Below are 21,163 nucleotides of genomic sequence, written 5' to 3'. Positions count from 1 at the left end.
TCAGGCGCGCAGCCGCGCCGCCACCACGCCGACGTTGCGCTGAGCCTCGACGCGGTCCACCTTGGTCGACTCCCCACCGGCGACAACCTGCTCACCGGCAACCCACACGTCGGTCACCCGCCGCGACCCGGACCCCCACACGAGGTTCGCGAGCAGCTGCGCATCGGGCGCGTCGAGCCCCACGGCGAAGGCCGGGTCGTCGGCGTCGATGTGCACGAGATCAGCCCAGTAACCGCTGGTCAACGACCCGATGTCGGTCCGGCCGAGCGCAGCGGCACCGCCACGGGTGGCCATCAACAACGCACCGGCAGCGCCCAGAGCGGACGCGTCCATCGAGGACACGCGGGCGAACAGGGCGGCGAGTCGCATCTCCTCGAACAGGTCGAGGTCGTCGTTGGACGCGGGCCCGTCGGTCCCGAGCCCGACCGACACGCCGGCCTCGAGCATCGCGGACACGGGCGCGATGCCGGACGCGAGCTTCCCGTTGGAGCCTGGGCAGTGCGCGACACCGACGCCGTGCGACGCGTAGATCTTGATGTCCTCGGGCGACAGGTGCACCGAGTGCGCGGACAGCACGCGCCCGCCCAGCACGCCTGCCGAAGCCAGCAGGCGCGGAACCGACCCGTGCGCCTCGCGCTGCGCGATGTCCTCGTCCGGGGCCTCGGCCACGTGGATCTGCATCAACGCACCGCGGGCGCGGGCCTCGTCGGCGATCTCGCTCAGCATCTCCGGCGTCAGCATGTACGCCGAGTGCGGGCCGTAGCCGACCTCGATCCGCTCGCCCGGCCCGAACCGCAGACCGTCCGCGTCGATCCACTTGGTGATCACCTCGGTCATCGGGCGCCACGGCATGCCGGGCAGGTCGAGGATCGCGCTGCCGAACACGACGCGCGAGCCCGCCTCGAGCACTGCCGAGACCAGTTCCTCGCCGTAGAAGTACATCTCCGCGCTGGTCGTGACGCCGTGCCGCAGCATCTCGACGGCGCCGAGCAGCATGCCGGTGCGCACGTCGGCTCCGTTCATCTGCGCCTCGGCGGGCCACATCGCCTCGCGCAGCCAGCGCAGCAGCGGCAGGTCGCTGCCCAGTCCGCGCAGGACGGTCATCGGGCTGTGCGCGTGCGAGTTGATCAGGCCGGGCAGCAGGATGCCGCTCAGCCGCCTGACCTCGCCGTCGAACGCGGGCGCGTCCGCGGCGGGACCGACGAACGCGATCCGTCCGTCGACCACGTCGACGACCGCGTCGCGCAGCACGGTGCAGGACGCGTCGCAGGGCAGGACGACCGGAGCGTGCAGGCGAAACGACATGCGCCTAATCCTGCCATTGTGAGCTGGCTCACTTTCAGGTGTGGGTTCTCGGCGGCGCGGGAAAACCCGTCTCGTCGGGGACGGGCCGACCCCCAGGGTCCGCCCCCGGCACTCACACTTCACCCCAACCGAGGGGCCCGCCGCGACGCACGCGGCGGGCCCTTCGTGCAACCACGGGGTAACACACGCGTCTTCAAGATCGAACAGACTGAGCAGGAGGTGCACTACATGTCGAAGAAGCCCTGCACGTCTCGTGGTGACTTCAGGCGCGCGCAGAAGCCCGCGACGCCGAAGCCGCCTAGGCGATCGGCAACGAAGCCCTGACTTCCCAGCCGCGCGGCTGCCGCCTGCCCGCGTGGAACGTTCCGCCGAGCAGCTCGACCCGCTCGCGCATGCCGACCAGTCCGTAGCCGCCCGATCCGCCGACCGGTGCGTGCTGCTGGCCGTTTCCGTTGTCCTGCACCAGCACGTGCACGTTTCCATCCCTTGTGGACAGACTGACGTCCACCGCGGACACGTCGGTGCCGTGCTTGCGCGCGTTGGTCAGCGACTCCTGCACCAACCGCAGCACCGACCTGCCGAGCTCGGGTGGCACCTGCTCGGCGAGGTCGAACGACAGGCGCACCGGCTGGCCGGACTCCTCGGCCAGCCCGCGCACGTCGTCCGCCAGGTCGCTGGTGGTGTTGGCACCTGACGAACCAGCGGGCTCGCTGCCGCGCAACGTGCCGACCAGCCTGCGCATCGCGGTGAGCGCCTCGTTGCCGCTGTGGGTGATCACCGGCAGCACCTGCATCGCGGCCTGGGGATTCACCTGTCCCGCCTGCGAATGCACGACGATGGCCGTGACGTAGTGCGCGACGACGTCGTGCAGCTCGCGCGCCAGCGCCATCCGTTCCGCGTGCTGCGCCTCGGTGACCTGCAGCTCGACGGACTTCGAGCGTTCCCGGTCACGGGCGCGGAAGTACAGTCCCGTCCCGACGGACAGCACGAGCATCAAGGTGCCGCCGAAGTAGTACTGGTCGAAGGAACCGCGATAGCCGTAGTGCACCAGGTCGTAGTTGGACCGAAGCACCTCCGCGACGGCCATTCCTTCCACCACGACAACTGTTCCGATGACCGCACGCCGTGGCGTGGCTTGACGAACCACGAACGCGATGATGGCCATCGCCGCCGCGGTTTCGGTCAGAACGGCTCCGCTGACGAAGAACTGCGGCGTCGGCGCGACCTGCAACCACTTCAGCAACACCGAGCTCGCCAGCAGTGTGGCGCTCGCGGCGAGCGCGGCGTCGAACGGACGACGCGGCGCGAGCACCGCCAGCGCGATCATCACCAGCGAACCCGGTACCTGCCACCACAGTTCCGGTTCGGCGGACGAGAAGCCCGTGACCTCGATTAACAGGAAGGCCAGCAGGATCAGGGCCAGCGGCCACTGCCGTCTCGCGAGGCTGCGCCAGCTCAGATCGGGGCTCGTCACGCGAACACGGTAAATGCTCAGGACTGATCGTGCGTCGTACCTGGGTCGGTTACCGCATCAGCCAGAAGGCTGATCCAGCGACCTGCGGAAACAACCCTCCTGGTGGATGCCGGATGACGTGTGCGCAGCTCACTCTGGAGTCAGAAGTTCGGGGAACGGAGGATGCGATGTTCGGGATTGTGCTCACCTGGGTCGCTGCGGTGGCCGGTTTGGTTGTTCTTGCCCTGATGGCACTTTCGGGCGTGATCGTCGACTCGCAGCAGCGCTGAAGCGGGAGCCAGTGGTTGATGGGGAAGTCAAGCACTGGCCTCTGCTGCAAGTGAATGCAACCGCATGAGCTCGGCGAGCCGGCCGTGCGGACGGGTCTCCTCGACAGCGCCGGGCGCGAACCGAGCGGGACCACCGGTGCGGGCGCGTTGCGCCGCAACGGGATCGAGCCGGAACGCGGGACGAGCTGGTGACGGCTTCTGCCGGGAACGCAGCCACGCCAACCGGTGCAGCGCCTCCGCGTGGTGGTCGGTGATCGTCACCTGCGCCTTGTCGAACGAGTGCAGCACCGCGCGGTTCAGGTGCACCGTCGCGAGATCGCGCCACAACGTGCGTTCGGACGACGTGTCCAGGCCGAGCGCTTCGGCGACTTCACGTGCGGCACCGTAGGCGCCTTCGTCCGCGAGGCTGCGCGCGCCGATCTCGGCACCGACGAACCAGGAGTTGAACGGCGCGGCCGGGTAGTTGATGCCGCCGATGGTGAGGCGCATGTTGCTGATCACCGGCGTGGAGTGCCAGCGCAGCCCCAGTTCGGCGAACTCGGGGATGTCCGGGTGCTCCAGCGGCACCTCGTGCACGACCTCGCGCGGCATCGTGAACAGGCGGGCGCCCTCGTGCGCGGTCTCGACGACGAGCGGCAGGTAGTCGAAGCGCGAGCGGTCGTCCGGCGGCACCCAGCCCATGCCCTGCATGGTGTCGGTGAACTGCGCGTAGCGCGGATCGCCCATGCCGTCGGAGTAGCCCGCGTAGCGGATCAGCTGTTCATTCCAGATGCACGGTCCCGGCGTGCCGGGCGTGTCCGGTGCGAAGACCGTGACGAGCGGCCGGATCTCACCCTCGTTCGTCGCGAGCCGCAGGTGTTCGACGCATTCGCCGGCGACCGCCGCGGCGTTGCGGTAACCGCGCAGGTCGCGCACCTTCAGTCTGCGCCAGGGAACGCCGGACGTGCACCAGCCCGAATCTCGCAGCGCGATGCGCGCGCCGTACGCGAGTTCGTTGGTGGTGTGGCGGTAGGTTCCCGTGTCGGCGACCTCGGCGCGCACCTGCGCGATGCGCGCGCTGACAGAGCCGGCTTCGGAGTGCGCCACGTGGAACATGCGGAGGAATTCCTCCGCGACATCGAGGTCAACTGCGGTCACGGCGCGAAACCTATGGCCGGAACGGCTTCACTCGCCACTGCCACTCGGGGCACATCGGGTGATCAACACGTCCCAGCCAATCGGGTGACATATCGACGGAGTGTGTTCGTCTCGACAGTCTCAAGAGTCATCTTGAGTACACGGTCAGGTGACGTTGTTCCGCTTGAACATCAGATCGTGGCTGATTCGAGCCTCCTCAACGGCCCGCTGCTCGAACTTCGTCACCGGCCGCCAATCGGGACGCGGCGCCCAGCCGTCGTACACGTTGTCCAAGGTCGGCTCGGCGGAGCACACTGCGAGCATCTGGTTCGCGTAGTGCTCCCAGTCCGTCGCCATGTGCAGCACGGCGCCCTCCTGAAGGCGCGACGACAGCAGCTTCACGAACTCCGGCTGCACCAGCCTGCGCTTGTGGTGCTTCTTCTTCGGCCACGGGTCCGGGAAGAAGATGCGCGCACCGCTCAACGAACCGGGTGCGATGTGGTCGGTCAGCAGGTCGACGGCGTCGCCGCGCAGCACCCGCAGGTTGTCCAGCCCGCCGAGGTGTTCGGCGCGCAGCAGCAGCTGCGCCAGGCCGGGCTTGTAGACCTCGACGGCCACGTAGTTCAGCTCGGGCGCGGCCGCGACGAGCTGCGCCGTCGTCTCACCCATGCCGGAGCCGATCTCCAGCAGAACGGGCGCTTCGCGGCCGAACCACGACGTGAAGTCGAGGTGCCCGTCGGGCAGCGTCTTCACCTCGGCGCCGAGCTTCTCCCAGTGGGTGTCCCAGGCGCGCTCCTGTCCAACGGTCATGCGCTCACCGCGCTGGACGAAGCTGACGATCGATCGGTGGTGCTCAGGCCTGGTCACGGCCATACAGACTAGGCGATGAGCTCGATGTCCTCGATCTGCGCACGCAGGTCGGCGATCGTGAAGTCGATCGGCTGCCGCAGACCGGGCCCTCGGTGGGCGGGCAGCAGGTCGACCCAGCCGGGGTGCCGGTCCGTGAACTGCACCGTTGTCGGCTCTGCCGGGCCGTAGACGCCGCTCTCCGACGGCACGAACTCCCAGTAACCGACCTCACCCGCGTTCACCCACGGCACGTACACCCAGCCCGGACGGTCGCCGAGCAGTTCGGTCACCTCGTCCTCGACCGCGTACCCGGCCGCGCGGGACGGCAGCTTGCCGCGGGCGACCGCGCGCAGCCACCACGGCGACGGCGGGCTCGTCTCCATCCTGCGAACCGCCTCGAACAAGGCGAGCACCTGTCGTTCGTCGGCGCGGTCGATCCACGACCTCCGCGCCTCGGCCGGTGTGGCGGCCAGTTCGCCGTTCGTCGATTCGATCGCACCCGCCCACTCGAGACCAACCATTGGTTCAACACGCAGCACGACGGTCACCTCCGCAAACGGGATGTACCCATGTCACCGCGAGTTGGAACAAAAGTCATTGTCCCGAGGCCGATTTCACGCGCTATTAACGACAGCCTTACGTGTGATGTGAGGCCCAGCACGTTGCGTTCTGGTGTTTTGTGACGATGGACATGACGTGCCGCTGATGCCCGTGCTCGCTCTCGCGCTGCCGCTGCTGCTCGCCGGTCAGACGATCGAGGAGCAGGAGTGGCACCTCGACGCGCTCGACGTGTACTCGGCGCACGAGATCAGCAGGGGCGACGGCGTGGTCGTCGCGGTGATCGACTCCGGTGTGGACGCCTCCCACCCCGACCTCGCGGGCCAGGTGCTGCCCGGCACCGGCTTCGGCACCTCCACCGGTTCCGACGGCACGAAGGACACCGACGGGCACGGCACCGGCATGGCCGCGATCATCGCGGGCAAGGGCACCGCGGGCGGCGTCCGCGGGATCGCTCCCAGGGCCAAGATCCTCCCGGTCGCGTCGGCCGAGAAGGAGCAGTTCGCGCTCGACGTCGTCGCCGACAGCATCCACTGGGCGACCGATCACGGCGCCCGCGTCATCAACATGTCGCTCGGTTTCACGTCATCGCTGACGCCTTCGTTGGTGCGCGCCGTGAACTACGCGATCGAGAAGGACGTCGTGCTCGTCGCCGCGACCGGCAACGAGGGCGGTGCCGTTTCCGCTCCCGCCAACATCGGCGGCGTGATCGCGGTGGCGGGCACCAACCAGGCTTCGGAGCCGTGGAAGCAGTCCAACGTCGGTTCCGACACCGTGCTCGCCGCGCCCGCCGAGGGCATCGTGACCGCGTCGCCGACGTCCGTGTTCGCCACCGGGTACGCCGAGATGGACGGGACGAGTGCCGCCTCGGCGATCGTGTCCGGGGTGGCCGCGCTGGTGCGGGGCAAGTACCCGGCCATGTCTGCACCCGACGTCGTCAACCGGTTGATCACCACCGCCCGCGACATGGGCGAGCCGGGACGGGACAAGCCGACCGGGTTCGGGATGGTCGACCCGGTGAAGGCGTTGACCGCCGACGTGCCGTCGGTGGCCCGCAATCCCCTCCTGCCACCGCCTCGGGCGTCCAGTTCGGTGCCCACCACGGTTCCCGCTCCGCCCGTTCAGGCCGCCGCTCCGGTGGAGGGGCGGGTGCCGTTCGTGCTCGGAACCGTGCTCGTCGTCGGGCTGTTCAGCACGTTGCTGGTCGTGGTTCCGGCTTCGCGGTCTCGGCGGAGGCACGCGCCGGTGGCCGGTGCTCCACCTCTGCCACCGGACTCGTTCGCCCCTTGGCCGGTCGCGGCGGTCGGTGAGGACGCGCTCGCGGCCCCGATGACCTACAGCGCGCCGCCCGCGGTCACGGCTGTGGAGCCTGCGGCTGAGCAGGAGCCGGTTCCGGCACAAGAGCCCTCGCCGGAGTCGGCCGCAGACCAGTCGTCTCAGCCGTCAGGGCCGCAGGCCTCGAACTGAGGCGGCTCAGGCGCTGTTCGGCGTGGCGCTGAAGAACTTGAACGGCAGTTCGTCGACCGCCCGCAGTTCGCACCGAACGTCTCCGCGGTCCCGCAGCTGCTCGTACGCGTTCTCGGTCAGCAGGGTCTCGCCGGCGCAGGCGGTGTCCTCGCCCAGCTTCGACGCGCAGTTCATCTCGTTGCCCATCGCCAGGTTCGGACCGATGGCGAACACGTCGCCGTACCCGATCCCGATGCAGCCGGCAGCCTGGTAGATGCCAGTCCGCCGGGCCAGGCCCTCATGGATCTCGAACGCCGCGTCCAACGCCGCATTCGGGTCGTCGAACAGCGCCACGATGTCGTCGGCGAACGCGCGGATCAGGCTCGCCCCTCGGCGCTGCAAGATCGGCTGGCACAGCTTCTGCACGTTCAGGATCCGCAGAAACGCATGAACCTCGCTGGATTTGAGGGCAGTCGTGGTGAAGCCGGTGATGTCCAGCACCAGGATGGCCTTGCGGTGGAGGTACCGGTCGCGGAATCCCTCCTCGGTGAGCTCGCCTCGTTCGACCGCCAGCAGGTCCTCGCAGACCGGCTCCGTCCACACGCAGAGACCCGCCAAGAGCTTCGGATCTTCCAGTAGTTCGTCCACCACGCGACCTCTCACGTCCGAGAAAGGTCGGCACGCTACTTCAGTCGTGGGCGTGGTAGTCCACGGACTCCTTGGTCAGCTGCATGAAGGCCTCCTCGAGCGACCCGCGCTGCGGCGACAGCTCGTGCAGCACGATGCCGTTCTCCGCCGCCACCTCACCGACGACGGACGCCGCCAGCCCGTGCACGACGAGCGCCCCGTCGACCGCGTCGTCGGCGACCAGTGCCTGGCCGGCCAGCAGCTCGCGCAGCCGCGAGGCCTGCGGGGAACGCACCCGGACGCGGTCCTCGGTGGCGTCGTGGATGAACTGCTCGGTCGTCGTCGCTGCGATCAGCTTGCCGCGGCCGATCACGATCAGGTCCTGTGCGGTCTGCGCCATCTCGGACAGCAGGTGCGACGACACGAACACGGTGCGACCGTCGTCGGCGAGGCGGTGCATCAGCTGGCGGATCCACAGGATGCCCTCGGGGTCGAGGCCGTTGACCGGCTCGTCGAACAGGAGGATCTCGGGATCGCCCAGCAGCGCGCCTGCGACACCGAGGCGCTGTGACATGCCCAGTGAGAACCCGCCCGCGCGCTTGCCAGCCACCGCGGTCAGGCCGACCATCTCCAGCACTTCGTCCACACGCGACACGGGCAGCCGGTTGGACTTCGCCAGCCAGCGCAGGTGAGCGCGGGCGGAACGGTTGGGGTGCACCCACTTCGCGTCGAGCAGTGCGCCGACCTTGCGCAGCGGGTGCTTCAGACCGGCGTAGTGCTGGCCGTCGATCAGGACGTCGCCGCCGTTGGGGCGGTCAAGGCCCAGGATCATCCGCATGGTCGTGGACTTGCCGGCGCCGTTGGGCCCCAGGAAGCCGGTGACCCGGCCGGGGTTCACGGTGAACGACAGGTCGTCGACCGCGACGGTCCGGCCGTAGTGCTTGCTGAGCCGCTTCGCTTCGATCATCACAAGCCTCCCGATAGCGGTGCAGAAAGACAGCGGGGCGCGGATCACCCCCCGAAGGTGACCCGCGCCCCTGTTCCCCCATGGTCAGGCGTCCCGCCTCTTCGCGACGACGAACGCCACGATCAGCAGGCCGACGGAGATGGCCGCGAAGTAGCCGAGCGATCCCCACGCCCCGAACGGGTAGTTGATGACCGGCTCCCCTGGGAACGGCTCGGTGCCCGCGGTGAGGAAGCGGTTGCCGTTCACGAAGGGCATCCAGCGCTGGATGTCGTCACCGATCTTCGGGATGATCCCGACCAGCGACTCGACCACGAGCGCCCACACCAGCAGGAGCGCGACGGCGCCCGCCGTGTGCCGCAGCAGCGTGCCGATCGCGATGGCGAAGATCGCGCCGACGAAGAACACCGCCCCGACACCGGCGACGTTGCGCCACTCCTGCGCGGTGTTGATCGCGATGTTGACGTCCGGCTTGATCAGCTTGCTGATGCCCCACGAGCCGAACGCGACCAGCTCGCCGATGACACCCGCGAGCAGCGACACGACGACCGTCTTCGCGAGCAGCGCCGAGATGCGGTTCGGCACCGCGAGGAACGTCGCGCGGATCGTGCTGAAGCGGTACTCCGTGGTGATCGCGAGCGCCGCCATCACCAGGACCACGTACATGCCGAACGTGTAGAACGCCTGCGTCACGCCGACCGTCAGCGGGAACTCCGTGCTGGTGTTCGCCGCGATCAGCGCGGTGATGCCGACCGTGATCACCAGCGCCAGTGCGGCGCACCACCACGGCGAGCGCGTGGAGAAGAGCTTGATTCTCTCGACTGCCAACAGGGTCATGGTGTCACTTCCCGATCTCGGCGTGGTACTCGACAGCATCGCCGGTGAGCTGCATGAACGCCTCTTCGAGCGAACCGCGCTGCGGCGACAGCTCGTGCAGGACGAAGCCGTTCGCGGCGACGATGTCACCGATCTGGTCACTCGTCGCACCCGATACGGACAGCGACGTGTCGCCGTTGTCACGAACGGTGAATCCCTTGTCCACCAGCAGGGGACCAAGTGCGCCCAGCTGGGGGCTTCGCACCTTCACCGAGGCTTCGGACGAGCGCTCGACGAACTCCTGCGTGGTGCTCTGCGAGATCAGCTTCCCCTTGCCGATCACGACGAGGTCCGACGCGGTCAGCGCCATCTCGGACAGCAGGTGCGACGAGACGAGCACGGTGCGGCCCTCGGCGGCCAGGCCCTGCATGAAGTTGCGGATCCAGAGGATGCCCTCCGGGTCAAGGCCGTTCACCGGCTCGTCGAACAGCAGCACCTGCGGGTCGCCCAGCAGTGCCGCGGCGATCCCCAGTCGCTGCGACATGCCGAGCGAGTACCCGCCCGCGCGCTTCCCCGCGACGGCGGTGAGACCGACGGTCTCCAGCACCTCGTCGACACGGCGCGCGGGCAGGCCGTTGGACTTGGCCAACCACCGCAGGTGTGCCCGCGCCGAGCGGTTCGGGTGCACCCACTTGGCGTCCAGCAGCGCGCCGACCGTCCGCAGTGGACGGTGCAGGCCCGCGTACGGCTTGCCGTCGATGAGCACCTTGCCCGACGTCGGGCGGTCGAGGCCGAGGATCATCCGCATGGTCGTGGACTTGCCCGCCCCGTTGGGACCGAGAAAGCCCGTCACCTTGCCCGGCGCGACGGAGAACGACAGATCGTCGACGGCTACCGTCTTGCCGTATCTCTTGGTGAGGCCGATCGCCTCGATCATGGTGTCTCCCCTGGGTCCCTGTGTTGGGAATCAGAGTCGCCCCACCACCCGTGCGAGGACATCACTCCCGGGTCTTCGAAATGCGTCAACTTAGGTCTGGGGAAAGATGGCCTTTATGGGTTACACCGAAGCTCCAGAAGGCTGGTGGCGGGAGTTCGTGCTGGCGTCGCCGGCGCGAACCGGCAAGCTCGCGGTCACGCGCAAGGACGGATCTCCGCACATCGCGCCCGTCTGGGTTGATCTCGACGGCAGCGATCTCGTGTTCCTGACCTCGAAGGACACCATCAAGGGCAAGTCGATCCTGCGGGACGGCAGGGTGTCTCTGTGCTTCGACGACGAGCACCCGCCGTTCAGCTTCGTGACCCTTACGGGTCGTGCTACTACCGATGAGGACCCCCAACAACTTTCGTATTGGGCAGGTCGAACGGCCGCTCGCTACATGGGAGCGGAGCGTGCTGACGAATACGCGGAGCGCAACGCCGTGCCCGGCGAGATGGCCATCAGGGTGAAAATCGACAAGATCGTCGCGAAGGTCAACGTCTCCGACTGAGCGGACTCAGTGGGCTCGCGGGCGGACGACGATCTCGGTGAAGTGGGCGTCGTCCCCGGCGAGCACCGCGGTCGCCACCGCCTTGCCGACCGAGTCGGCCTCCAGGTAGTACTGCGGCTGGTAGTCGCCGCCCTCCTGAGCCCGGACGTCGCGCTGCATGTCCGTGTCGACCCGGCCGGGGTGGACGGACGTGACCCGCAGCGACTGCTCCTCGGCGCGCAGCGAGTCGCCGAACGCCCGCAGCGCGAACTTCGACGCCGCGTACACGCCCCAGTTCGGGTTCGCCTGCAGGCCCGCGCCCGAGTTGATCAGCACCACGTGCCCCTGCGCCGCGCGCAACGCGGGCAGCAACAGCCTCGTCAGCGACGCGACCGCGATCAGGTTGATCTCGAACGTCTGGCGCCACACGTCGACCGAAGCCTCGGCGAGCGGCCCCAAGAACGCGACGCCTGCACTGTGGACCAGCACGTCCAGCGACGAGATGGCCGCCACGTCGTCCGACGACACCGACGTGAGGTCGACCGGCCAGGCCCGCGCCGACGGCAGCTCCTCGGCGAGGTCCTCGAGCAGGTCGCGGTCACGTCCGCCCAGCAGGAGGTCGTGCGTTGGCGCGAGGCTGCGGGCGACCGCCGCACCGATACCGCGGGTGGCCCCGGTGATGAGGGCGACGGGTCGATCACTCATGGGGGAGACCGTAGCTTGCGGAAGGCGTTCCGGATGCCCTCCTTTTGTCGGCTGCACGAATCGTTGGCAGCGCGAAACCGCCCCGGCCACCAGAGGAAGTGAGGTGGCCGGGGCGGCGATGACCGCGCCAGGGTCAGGCCTCGGGCGCGAAGAACGTGTAGAGCGCCGAGTAGGGCACGGAGGTCTGGGCGCCCTGGGTGCAGCCACCGCTCGGGGCGACGCCGCCCTCGGTCTGCAGGCGCTGCACGTAGTTCACCTTGCCGAACAGACCGTCGCCGCGGTTGGCCTTGGTCTTGAGCAGCAGCTCCGGCACGGCGCCTGGACGGTCGACCTTCGCGCCGTCGACCGGGGCGGCCTCGACCGCACTGCCATCCACAGTGGACACCCAGACCGGGCCGCGGGAGTGCAGGATGATCGGCTTGCCGTCCTTGTCGACCAGTGTCGCGGCGGGCTCGAGACCCTTCCACGCGTTGCCGGTGCAGGTGTAGACCTGCACGCCGGTCGCTTTGTACTTGCCGACGAGCTCGTTGCCCGCGGGGACCTGCACGGCGGCCGCGACGGGTGCGTCAGCGGCGTCCGAGGCCGGGGTGGAGGTGGGGGTGGTGGCGGTCGCCGAACCGCAGGCGGTGGTCACAGCGGCGATGGCAACGGCACCAAGGAAAAGGGCAGCACGCTTCACGACAACTCACTCCTTTTTGGACAACCACATCGAACCTGATCTGCGGCTGTCCGCGGTGCAGCCACCCATCACACGGACGGGTGGCTGCGACCGTTCATTCCAACTGAGTGAGCTACGTCATGATCAGTCGCAGACGTGCCCGCGGTCCTTGCGCCAGATCACCGCGACGGCGGGCCGCGGCTGGCTGGTGCCACCGTCCGGCCAGTGCGACAACGGGTTGTTGGCGCTCGCGCCGTCGAGCTCGCCGGGGTGCTGCACGGACACCAGCACGAAGTCGTCGGTGATGACCGGGCCGCACGTCTCGGCTCCGTTGGGCACCGTGAGGAACTGCTTCACGAACCCGCGGCGCTTGCCCTCGACCGGCAGCGCGAACAGGCCGTCGTTGGACTTGAGCGCGTTGCCGTCCGTGGAGATCCACAGGTTGCCGCGCGAGTCGAACGCGACGTTGTCCGGGCAGGAGATCGCGCTCACCTGCGACTTGTCGTAGCCGCCGAAGTACGTGTCCGGCGACTTCGGGTCACCGCACACCAGCAGGAGCTTCCAGGAGAACGTCAGCGCGGTGTTGTCGCTGCGGCGCTCCTCGACCTCCAGCACGTGGCCGTGCTTGTTGTTGACCCGCGGCGCGATCTCGGTCGCGCCTTCCTTGCCGGGCTTCACACCGCGGTCGGTGTTGTTGGTCAGCGCGGCGTAGATGCGGCGGTTCTTCTTGGACGGCTCGACGTCCTCGGGACGGTCCATCTTGGTGGCGCCGACCTTGTCCGCCGCGAGCCGGGTGAAGACGTAGACCTGCTCGGCCGTGAAGCCGTCCACGAACGACTTGTCGTTGCGCGCCAGCGGAATCCACTCGCCGGTGCCGTCGAACTCGCCGTCGGACGGGAGCTTGCCGGTGCCGTCGATCTCGGCCACCGGGCTGTCGCCCTTGAAGCGTGCGACGTACAGCGTGCCGGAGTCGAGCAGGCGTTTGTTGTGCTCACGCGCGCGCTTGCTGTCACCGGGGAGGTAGCAGTCGTCGGAGACGAACTTGTACATGTAGTCGAAGCGCTCGTCGTCACCCATGTACGCGACGACGCGGCCGTCGCGGGCGATGATCACGTTCGCGCCCTCGTGCTTGAACCGGCCGAGCGCCGTGTGCTTGACCGGCGTGGAGGTCGGGTCGAGCGGGTCGATCTCCACGATGTAGCCGAAGCGGTTGGCCTCGTTGGGTTCCTGCGCCAGGTCGAAGCGCTTGTCGTAGTTCTCCCACTTGCGCAGGGAGCCCTTGCCGCTGAAGCCGTAGCGGCCCAGCTTCGCCTTGGTGTCCGGGTCCGTGACCAGGTCGGCGTTGGCGAAGTACTGGTTGAAGTTCTCCTCGCCGGACAGGATCGTGCCCCACGGCGTGACACCGCCCGAGCAGTTGTTCTGCGTGCCGAGCACCTTCTTGCCGGTCGGGTCGGCCGACGTCTTGAGGTACTGCGAACCGGCGGCCGGGCCGCGCACCTCGAACGGCGTGGTGAGCGTGATGCGGCGGTTGTACCGGCGCTTGTCCTTGGACGGCACCAGCTTGCCGGTGCGGTGGTCGCGCTCGACCTGGACGACCGACAGGCCGTGCGCGGCCCACGCGATCTTGGCGTGCCGTTCGGTGATCTTGTCCGGCGCCCAGTCCTTGAACATGAACGACTCGGTCGTGTACTCGTGGTTGCTCACCATGAGCCAGCGGTCCCAGCCGGGCAGCGGGACCAGGCCGCAGAAGTCGTTGTTGAAGCCGAACTGCTTCGCCTGCGCCTCGGGCGTCTGGTTGTCGAAGTCGAACTTGGGCGCATCAGGCAGCACGGCGTCGCCCCAGCGGATCACGACGTCCTGCTGGTAGCCCTTCGGCACGACGATCTGGTCGAGCGTGTTGGGCGCGACCGGTTCGAAGTTGAGGCCGTCGCGGTCGCGACCGAACTTGAGGTCCAGGTCGACGTCCAGGTCGACCTCGACGGGCGCGGCGAGGGCCGTGCCGCTCATCGACACCGCGCCGACGCCGGCCGCGGCGATCACCGCGCCCGCCTTGAGCATGCCGCGGCGGCTCACGACCTCGCGGACGACGTCGCCGAAGTACTGGTTTTCCGAGGAGTTGGGGGCTTCGTGCGAGCACGCGTTGCCGCAGCGGAACTCGCAGGTGACCGCCGCGCGCCCGAGCGGGTGCGTCGGGAGCAGGGGCAGCAGGCGGCGGCCCCGATCGGTGGGGGAAGACACGTAGGCCTCCGAGATCGGCTCAGTGGGAACCGGCTGAACCTAGGTCGGCAAGTCGATGTCCAGCCGTCCACGAGGTGAACGGGAGACGAACTCGTCCTGCACCCAACGATCGGGGCACGCTGTGTGATCAGCCGATTTCGTCCAGCTGCCGATGCCCGCGCTTCCAGACCGCGACGACCGACGGACGCGGCTGGCTGCTGCCTCCGTCAGGCCAGTGCGACGCCGGGTTGTCGGCGGAGGCGCCGTCCACCTCTCCAGGGTGCTGCACGCACACCGTGATGACGCGTTCGCCGATGATCGGGCCGCACGTCTCGGCCCCCTTCGGCACGGTGAGGAACAGCTTCAGGTGTCCGCGTTCGCGTCCTTCCAGCGGCACCCCGTAGAGGCCGTCGTTCAGCCCGTTCAGCGCGCCCGCCGAGTCGGTCGAGATCCACAGGTTGCCGTGCGGGTCGAACGCCACGTTGTCCGGGCTGGAAATCGGGCTGACCTGCGACTTGTCGTAGCCGCCGAAGTAGGTGTCCGGCGACTTCGGGTCACCGCAGACCAGGAACAGGTCCCAGCGGAACGTCAGGGAGAGCGCGTCGTCGCGGCGTTCGGCCAGCTCGAGCACCTGACCGTGGCGGTTCTGCAGGCGCGGGTTCGGCTCGGTCGCGCCTTCCTTGCCCGCGTTCCCGCGTTCGACGTTGTTGCTGAGCGCGCAGTACACCCGGCCGGTGTGCGGGTGGCACTCGATGTCCTCCGGGCGGTCCATCTTCGTCGCGCCGACCTTGTCCGCGGCGATGCGCGTGAAGACGTAGACCTCCTCGGCGGTCATACCGGGCACGAAGGACTTCTTGCCGCTGGCCAGCGGGATCCACTCGCCGGAACCGTCGAACTGGCCGTCGGACGGCAGCTTGCCGGTGCCGTCGATCTCAGCGGGCGGGCTGTCGCCGGTGAACTTCGCGACGTAGAGCGTGCCGTCGTCGAGCAAGGTCATGTTGTGCCTGCGCGCTGACCTGCTGTCGCCCTTGCGCACTTTGCCGTTCGAGATGAACTTGTAGATGTACTCGAACCGCTCGTCGTCACCGGAGTACGCCACGACGCGGCCATCGCGAGCGATCCGCACGTTCGCGGTCTCGTGCTTGAACCGGCCGAGGTGCGTGTGCTTCACCGGCGTCGAGTCGGGGTCGTTGGGGTCGAGCTCGATGACCCAGCCGAACCTGTTGGCCTCGTTGGGTTCCTGGGCGAGGTCGAACCGCTTGTCGAACCGCTCCCACTTGCGGCCGGTCGCGGTGCCCGTGATGCCGTACCGGGCGAGGCGCGGGTCGTTCAACGGCCCCGCGTTGGCGAAGTACTGGTTGAAGTTCTCCTCGCCGGACAGGATCGTGCCCCACGGTGTGACACCGCCCGAGCAGTTGTTCATGGTGCCGAAGACCTTCGTGCCGGTCGGGTCGACCGACGTCTTCAGCAGTGCGCTGCCCGCGGCCGGGCCGCGCACCTCGAACTCGGTGTGCAACGTGATGCGGCGGTTGTACTTGCTGAAGGCCGGCTTGAGCTGGCCGGAGTGGGGCGTGCGCTTGACCATGAACACCGACAGGCCGTGCGCGGCCCAGGCGATCTCGACCTGCTCCCTGGTGGGGTTGGCCGAGCTGTAGCCCTTGAACATGAACGGCTCGGACGTGTACTCGTGGTTGGTCACCATGAGGTTGGTGAGGCCCAGGTGGTCCAACGGCAGCATCGCGGCGAAGTCGCAGTTGAAGCCGAACTGCTCGGCTTGCTTGGCGGCGGTCTGGTTGTCGAAGTCGAACTGCGGCACGCCGGGGAACAGCGGGTCGCCCCAGCGGATGACGATCCCCTGCTCGTAGCCCTCGGGGACCACGACCGCGTCCTGGGTGTTCGGTTGCACGGGCTTGAAGTTCAGCCCCTTGGGCGGACGGTGCCCGCTCGCCTCCTGGGCCGCGGCGGTGGCCGGGAGTCCGACGGTCGCGGCGGCCGCGACGACCGCACCCGCCTTCAGCGCGGCGCGGCGGGTGAACAGGTCACCGAAGTAGGGGTTGCCGGACGTGTTCGGAACTTCGTGGAAGCAAGCGTCGCCACAGCGGTACTCGCAGGTCACCGCTGCTCTACCAGGGCGGTGGTTGGCGAGCAGTGGCAGGGGGATCATGGTCGTGGCCTCCTACGGTCAGACAGGAACCAACTGACCGTAGGACCTTGTTCACTTCTTGTTAACCCGCCATCTGTCCGCCGACGAGGACCGCTTCGGCGGGTACCTCGTGCACATCCGCTCTGATGGTCGTCAGCAGACCGGAGGCGACCAGGCACATGATCGCGGCGATCACGAACGGGTGGGGCAGGTGGCTCACGAACGTCGCCGCAAGCGCGCCGCCGAGCCAGCGCAGGAAGTTGTAGCCGGCGCTCGCGACCGGGCGCGGGGCGTCGCTGATGCTCATCGCGGTACCGGTGAACAGCGTGTTCAGCAGGCCGCTCACGACACCGCTGACGATCACCGCGACGACCAGCAGCGGCTTGCTCGGCACGGCCATGACCAGCATGAGCGCCGCGAACGCGATGACCGCCGCCACCGTCGCGCGCTGCTCGCCCATGCGGTGCGCCAGCCGTGGCGCGAGCACGACGCTGGACACCGCGACGCACAGGCCCCAGCCGAAGAAGATCAGGCCGATGGCGACCGCGTCGTACTCGAGCACGAACGGCGACCAGGCCAGCACTGCGAAGAACGCGGCCGTGTAGAGCGACGCGCCGATGCTCGTCTTGAGCAGTCCGGGGTGCTTCAGCGCGCGGAGCGGGTCCAGGATCTTGATGGGAGCGCGTTCCTCGTGCCCGTCCTTGGTCAGGAAGATCGAGCAGAGCACGAGCGCGACGGCCATGAGGATCGCGGTGCCGAGGAACGGGCCGCGCCACGAGATGCTGCCGAGCAGCGCGCCGAGCAGCGGTCCCACGCTCAGGCCGAGGCCGAGCGCCGCCTCGTACAGCAGGATCGCGCCCTTCTGGCCGCCGCTGGCCGCGCCGACGATGACGCTGAGCGCGGTCGCGATGAAGAACGCGTTGCCGAGGCCCCAGACCGCGCGCAGCCCGACGAGCTCGGTGATGCTGCCTGCCGCGGCGCAGGCGAGCGTGGCGGCGACGATCAGGGCGAGTCCGGCGGTGAGCGTGCGCTTCGCGCCGAACCTGGCCGACGCGGCGCCGGTGAACAGCATCGCGAGGACCTGGACGCCGAGGTAGCTGGAGAAGAGGAGGGTGACCTGCGCGGGCGTCGCGTGCAGTCCCTCCGCGATGGACAACAGGATGGGGTCTACGAGACCGATTCCCATGAAGGCGATGACCGCGGCGAACGCCGTGATCCACACCTGCTTGGGCTGCCCTTTCAGATTCACTTAGCTACCCTAACATTAATTGCTTCGCATAGCTAAGTAATTGCGGTCACGGGTAGGTTGGCCGCGTGGAAGCTGTGGTGTTCGACCTCGACGGCGTGCTGGTGGACTCCGAGCAGGTGTGGGACGAGGTGCGCCAAGCGTTTGCGCTCGCCCACGGCGGTGCGTGGACGCCCACCGCGACGACCGACATGCAGGGCATGAGCACCCCCGAGTGGGCCGACTACCTCGTGTCGTCCGTCGGTGTTCAGCTGGCGCCCGCCGCGGCTTCCGACGGCGTGATCGCCGGGATGGTGGAGCGCTACGAGTCCGGTCCACCCGTGCTGCCCGGTGCCGTTTCGACGGTGCGCTCGGTCGCCGCGCGCTACCCCGTGGCCATCGCCTCGTCGTCGCCGCCGGTGCTGATCAGGTCGTTCCTGCACGCGACCGGGCTCGACGAGCTGATCCAGGTCGCACTGTCGTCCGAGGACGCCGGTCGGGGCAAGCCCGCACCGGACGTGAACCTGCTGGCAGCCGCGAAGCTCGGGGTGGCCGCCGAGCGTTGCTACGCCGTCGAGGACTCCACGAACGGGCTCCGTGCGGCTCTGGCCGCCGGGATGACCGTGTTCGCGGTGCCCAACGAGCACTTCCCGCCGGACCCCGCGGTGTTGGCGCAGGTGTCGGTTCTCGGCTCGATCGTCGACCTGCCGGACGCCTTGGCGTAGCCGTCGGCTGCACGGCCATCGGTCCGCACTTGAGCTGAGTAGACTCGCCCACTTTCCCGCGAGTGAACTCGCAGGTCGAACCTCTGTTCGATAGGATGAGGTCGTGACGAACCAGGTCGAACAGGCCGCGCTGCTGCTCGCTCTGCGGGAGAGCGAGCTCGGTTGGGCCGACGTCACCAGGGTCGTGGAGGAGTCCGGCTCTGCGTTGACCTCTCTGGACACGTTGCTGACGCCGGAGCAGCCGACGCTCGACCACGTCACCGTCGACCCCGCCGATCAGCTCGACGCGGTGGTGCACGAGATCAAGGCGTGGGCGGAAGAAGGCATCCGGCTCGTCACCGTGTTGGACGAGGACTACCCGGTGCAGCTGATGATGGTGCACCAGCGGCCCCCCTTCCTGACCTACCGCGGCTTCCTCGATCCCGCCGACCAGAACGGCGTTGCCGTAGTCGGCAGCAGGAACGCGTCCAGCCGCGGACTGCACATCACCCGCGAGATCGCGACGATGCTGACCCAGAACGGGATCACTGTCCTCAGCGGACTCGCGGCGGGAGTCGACAGTGCGGCGCACCGAGCCGTGCTGGACGCAGGGGGCCGCACCGTCGCCGTGGTCGGCACCGGCCTGCGCACCTGCTACCCGAGCGCCAACGCCGAACTGCACGAGGAGATTCAGCGAACGGGCGCTGTGCTGTCGCAGTTCTGGCCGGACGCCGGACCGGCCAAGCATCACTTCCCGATGCGCAATGCGGTGATGAGCGGGTGCAGTGTCGCGACCGTCGTCGTCGAGGCAGGCGAGCACAGCGGCACTCGCATCCAGGCCCGGCTGGCACTGGAGCACGGGCGCCACGTCTTCCTCCTGCCTGAAGTCGTCACCGGCACGACCTGGGGACAGGACATGGCGGCGAGGCCGAACACAACCGTGCTGGAGAGCCCGGACCAACTGCTCCGGGTACTGGACGATCTCGGCACCGACGTTCCGGATTTGATCAACTTCTGACGTGAGCCCGTTCAGCCAGCTCATCGAGCGCTACAGCAACATCCTCGTGCCCCCGCCACCCGTTGTCGCCGGCGTGGTGTGCGAGGTCTGTCGCCGTGACTCGAAGGGGTGGACTCGCTGCTGGCAGTGCAACAAGCACTACGAGGCCGCCAACAGCGAACTGGCCGATCTCGTCGTGCCGATCTCCATCGCGGTCAAGGATCAACAGCTCGCCTACGTCCTGGCGAAGTACAAGTACAGCCGCTTTCAGGCTGTGCGCACTCGGTTCACCAACGAGCTGCTCTCCGTGCTCGCGAACTTCCTCGGCCGCCACGGCGAATGCCTCGGACCGTTCGAGCTGGTCACGGTCGTTCCGAGCACGCGCGAGCGCACCAATGCTCACCCACTGGTCGACCTGCTCGGGCGACGACTCGGATTCACCCGAGGTCGGTTCGCCGAGGTGCTGAGCACGACCGAGCAGAACACTCGGCAGCTCCGCCCGGATGCCTGCACCGTCCACAGCGACGTGGCCGACAAGAACGTTCTCCTGGTCGACGACACGTGGACGTCCGGAGCAAGCCTCCAGTCCTGCGCGGTGGCTCTGAAGCGTGCCGGTGCTAAGCGAGTTGTCGGACTGGTCATCGGGCGCCACTTGGATCCCACCGACGAGCACACGACCCAGTACCTCGACCTCGTGCGCTCGCGCCCCTTCGACTGGAACAGCTGCTGTGCGTGTTTCGTGGGCTAAGCACCGCTGGTCCTGAGACGTGGGATCACGCACGGGTGCTGCCGCTCGGCCCGCTCAGGCACCTAGCCTCGCGCTCATGACGCAACGAGTTGCTGTGGTCACCGGCGCGGCGCAGGGCATGGGCCTGCGGATCGCGGACGTGCTGCGCGAGGACGGGTTCACCGTCGTCGGCTTCGACCTCCAGGAGAGCAAGGACGGGATCGTCGGCAACGTCGCGTCGCCCGCCGACGTCGAACGACTGACCGCGCACGTCGCCGACACGTACGGCCGGGTCGACGTGCTGGTCAACAACGCGGGCATCGCGGGGATCGTGCCGTTCGAGGAGACGACGCTCGAGCAGTGGCACCGGATGCTCGAGGTGAACCTCACCGGCCCGTTCCTGCTCACGCAGGCGCTCGGCAAGATCATGCTCGCGCAGGGCTCCGGTTCGGTCATCAACATAGCGTCGGTCGCCGGGCTGCGTGGTGTGGCGGACCGCGCCGCGTACAACACGACCAAGCACGGGCTGATCGGCATGACCCGCACGCTGTCCGTCGAGTGGGGCGGGCGCGGGGTGCGCGTCAACGCCGTGTGCCCCGGCTGGGTCAAGACCGAGATGGACGTCGAGTCGCAGGCCGGCGGGTACTACGTCGACTCCGACATCACCGACCACGTGCCCGCGGGGCGGTTCGCCGTGCCGGACGACATCGCCAACGCCGTCGCGTTCCTGGCTTCGTCCAAGAGCACGTTCATCAACGGCGTGGCGCTGCCGGTCGACGGTGGGTGGACCGCCGACGGCTCCTGGCAGAAGCTGCGGCTCTCCAAGCGCTGAGCGGTGTGGGGGGGGGGGGGCGGGGAGCGGGGGGCCCCAGCAACCCAAAAGGAATCGCCGCCACC

Annotated in this window: 20 protein-coding genes; 6 read left to right on the top strand and 14 right to left on the bottom strand. The window is 68.4% G+C overall.

What is annotated here, in order from left to right; translation table 11 throughout:
• From FKR81_RS07390 to FKR81_RS07365, 5 genes are all read right to left on the bottom strand, one after another.
• Positions 1-1,305 carry an amidohydrolase family protein gene (locus tag FKR81_RS07390; protein ID WP_146350178.1) on the bottom strand — a complete coding sequence of 435 codons (1,305 nt, stop codon included), beginning with the start codon at positions 1,303-1,305 and terminating at the stop codon, positions 1-3.
• Positions 1,306-1,603: 298 nt separating this feature from the next.
• Positions 1,604-2,779 (bottom strand): sensor histidine kinase, encoded by a 1,176-nt coding sequence (locus FKR81_RS07385; RefSeq protein ID WP_146350177.1) that lies wholly within the window; start codon positions 2,777-2,779, stop codon positions 1,604-1,606.
• Between the two features lie 296 nt (positions 2,780-3,075).
• The gene (locus FKR81_RS07375) at positions 3,076-4,185 is read right to left on the bottom strand and encodes a nitric oxide synthase oxygenase (RefSeq protein ID WP_235921364.1); all 1,110 of its coding nucleotides are present in this window, start codon (positions 4,183-4,185) and stop codon (positions 3,076-3,078) included.
• 144 nt (positions 4,186-4,329) lie between these two features.
• Positions 4,330-4,974 carry a tRNA (guanosine(46)-N7)-methyltransferase TrmB gene (gene trmB, locus FKR81_RS07370; RefSeq protein WP_235921395.1) on the bottom strand — a complete coding sequence of 215 codons (645 nt, stop codon included), beginning with the start codon at positions 4,972-4,974 and terminating at the stop codon, positions 4,330-4,332.
• A gap of 68 nt (positions 4,975-5,042) precedes the next feature.
• Positions 5,043-5,552 carry a hypothetical protein gene (locus FKR81_RS07365; protein WP_235921363.1) on the bottom strand — a complete coding sequence of 170 codons (510 nt, stop codon included), beginning with the start codon at positions 5,550-5,552 and terminating at the stop codon, positions 5,043-5,045.
• A gap of 166 nt (positions 5,553-5,718) precedes the next feature.
• Here FKR81_RS07365 and mycP point away from each other — a divergent pair, with 166 nt between their 5' ends.
• On the top strand, positions 5,719-7,038 hold the full coding sequence (gene mycP / locus FKR81_RS07360) for a type VII secretion-associated serine protease mycosin (RefSeq protein WP_146350173.1): 1,320 nt from the start codon (positions 5,719-5,721) through the stop codon (positions 7,036-7,038).
• Positions 7,039-7,044: 6 nt separating this feature from the next.
• Here the strand turns inward: mycP and FKR81_RS07355 are convergent, their stop codons facing one another.
• The 4 genes from FKR81_RS07355 to FKR81_RS07340 all read right to left on the bottom strand — a co-directional run bounded on the left by FKR81_RS07355 (position 7,045) and on the right by FKR81_RS07340 (position 10,361).
• Positions 7,045-7,665 carry an adenylate/guanylate cyclase domain-containing protein gene (locus FKR81_RS07355; protein ID WP_146350172.1) on the bottom strand — a complete coding sequence of 207 codons (621 nt, stop codon included), beginning with the start codon at positions 7,663-7,665 and terminating at the stop codon, positions 7,045-7,047.
• Between the two features lie 40 nt (positions 7,666-7,705).
• Positions 7,706-8,611: an ABC transporter ATP-binding protein gene (locus FKR81_RS07350; protein WP_146350171.1), complete on the bottom strand. Its 906-nt coding sequence runs from the start codon at positions 8,609-8,611 to the stop codon at positions 7,706-7,708.
• Between the two features lie 84 nt (positions 8,612-8,695).
• Complete coding sequence (locus FKR81_RS07345; RefSeq protein WP_146350170.1) at positions 8,696-9,445, bottom strand: hypothetical protein; 750 nt, start codon at positions 9,443-9,445, stop codon at positions 8,696-8,698.
• 4 nt (positions 9,446-9,449) lie between these two features.
• Positions 9,450-10,361: an ABC transporter ATP-binding protein gene (locus tag FKR81_RS07340; RefSeq protein WP_146350169.1), complete on the bottom strand. Its 912-nt coding sequence runs from the start codon at positions 10,359-10,361 to the stop codon at positions 9,450-9,452.
• Between the two features lie 115 nt (positions 10,362-10,476).
• Here FKR81_RS07340 and FKR81_RS07335 point away from each other — a divergent pair, with 115 nt between their 5' ends.
• The gene (locus FKR81_RS07335) at positions 10,477-10,911 is read left to right on the top strand and encodes a PPOX class F420-dependent oxidoreductase (protein WP_146350168.1); all 435 of its coding nucleotides are present in this window, start codon (positions 10,477-10,479) and stop codon (positions 10,909-10,911) included.
• Positions 10,912-10,917: 6 nt separating this feature from the next.
• Here the strand turns inward: FKR81_RS07335 and FKR81_RS07330 are convergent, their stop codons facing one another.
• From FKR81_RS07330 to FKR81_RS07310, 5 genes are all read right to left on the bottom strand, one after another.
• Positions 10,918-11,595 carry an SDR family oxidoreductase gene (locus tag FKR81_RS07330; protein ID WP_146350167.1) on the bottom strand — a complete coding sequence of 226 codons (678 nt, stop codon included), beginning with the start codon at positions 11,593-11,595 and terminating at the stop codon, positions 10,918-10,920.
• Between the two features lie 133 nt (positions 11,596-11,728).
• A complete protein-coding gene (locus FKR81_RS07325; protein WP_235921362.1) occupies positions 11,729-12,229 on the bottom strand; it encodes a DUF3455 domain-containing protein in 501 nt (166 codons plus the stop codon).
• Positions 12,230-12,397: 168 nt separating this feature from the next.
• Positions 12,398-14,491, bottom strand: a complete 2,094-nt coding sequence (locus tag FKR81_RS07320) for a PhoX family protein (RefSeq protein WP_146350165.1) — start codon at positions 14,489-14,491, stop codon at positions 12,398-12,400.
• 127 nt (positions 14,492-14,618) lie between these two features.
• Entirely contained in the window at positions 14,619-16,634 is a 2,016-nt protein-coding gene (locus tag FKR81_RS07315) for a PhoX family protein (protein ID WP_186762819.1), read from the bottom strand.
• Between the two features lie 61 nt (positions 16,635-16,695).
• Positions 16,696-17,862, bottom strand: a complete 1,167-nt coding sequence (locus tag FKR81_RS07310; protein ID WP_235921361.1) for an MFS transporter — start codon at positions 17,860-17,862, stop codon at positions 16,696-16,698.
• Positions 17,863-17,927: 65 nt separating this feature from the next.
• On the opposite strand from FKR81_RS07310, the gene FKR81_RS07305 reads away from it, so the two are divergent.
• The 4 genes from FKR81_RS07305 to FKR81_RS07290 all read left to right on the top strand — a co-directional run bounded on the left by FKR81_RS07305 (position 17,928) and on the right by FKR81_RS07290 (position 21,098).
• Positions 17,928-18,563 (top strand): HAD family hydrolase, encoded by a 636-nt coding sequence (locus tag FKR81_RS07305; RefSeq protein WP_146350164.1) that lies wholly within the window; start codon positions 17,928-17,930, stop codon positions 18,561-18,563.
• A 103-nt stretch (positions 18,564-18,666) separates the two neighbouring features.
• Positions 18,667-19,560 (top strand): DNA-processing protein DprA, encoded by an 894-nt coding sequence (locus tag FKR81_RS07300; protein WP_146350163.1) that lies wholly within the window; start codon positions 18,667-18,669, stop codon positions 19,558-19,560.
• A gap of 1 nt (position 19,561) precedes the next feature.
• On the top strand, positions 19,562-20,287 hold the full coding sequence (locus FKR81_RS07295; RefSeq protein ID WP_146350162.1) for a ComF family protein: 726 nt from the start codon (positions 19,562-19,564) through the stop codon (positions 20,285-20,287).
• A 76-nt stretch (positions 20,288-20,363) separates the two neighbouring features.
• Positions 20,364-21,098: an SDR family NAD(P)-dependent oxidoreductase gene (locus tag FKR81_RS07290; RefSeq protein WP_146350161.1), complete on the top strand. Its 735-nt coding sequence runs from the start codon at positions 20,364-20,366 to the stop codon at positions 21,096-21,098.
• Positions 21,099-21,163: the final 65 nt, after the last annotated feature.

It is taken from the genome of Lentzea tibetensis, from assembly GCF_007845675.1.
Lineage (GTDB): Bacteria > Actinomycetota > Actinomycetes > Mycobacteriales > Pseudonocardiaceae > Lentzea > Lentzea tibetensis.
This window is presented reverse-complemented; position numbering and strand designations above follow the sequence as displayed.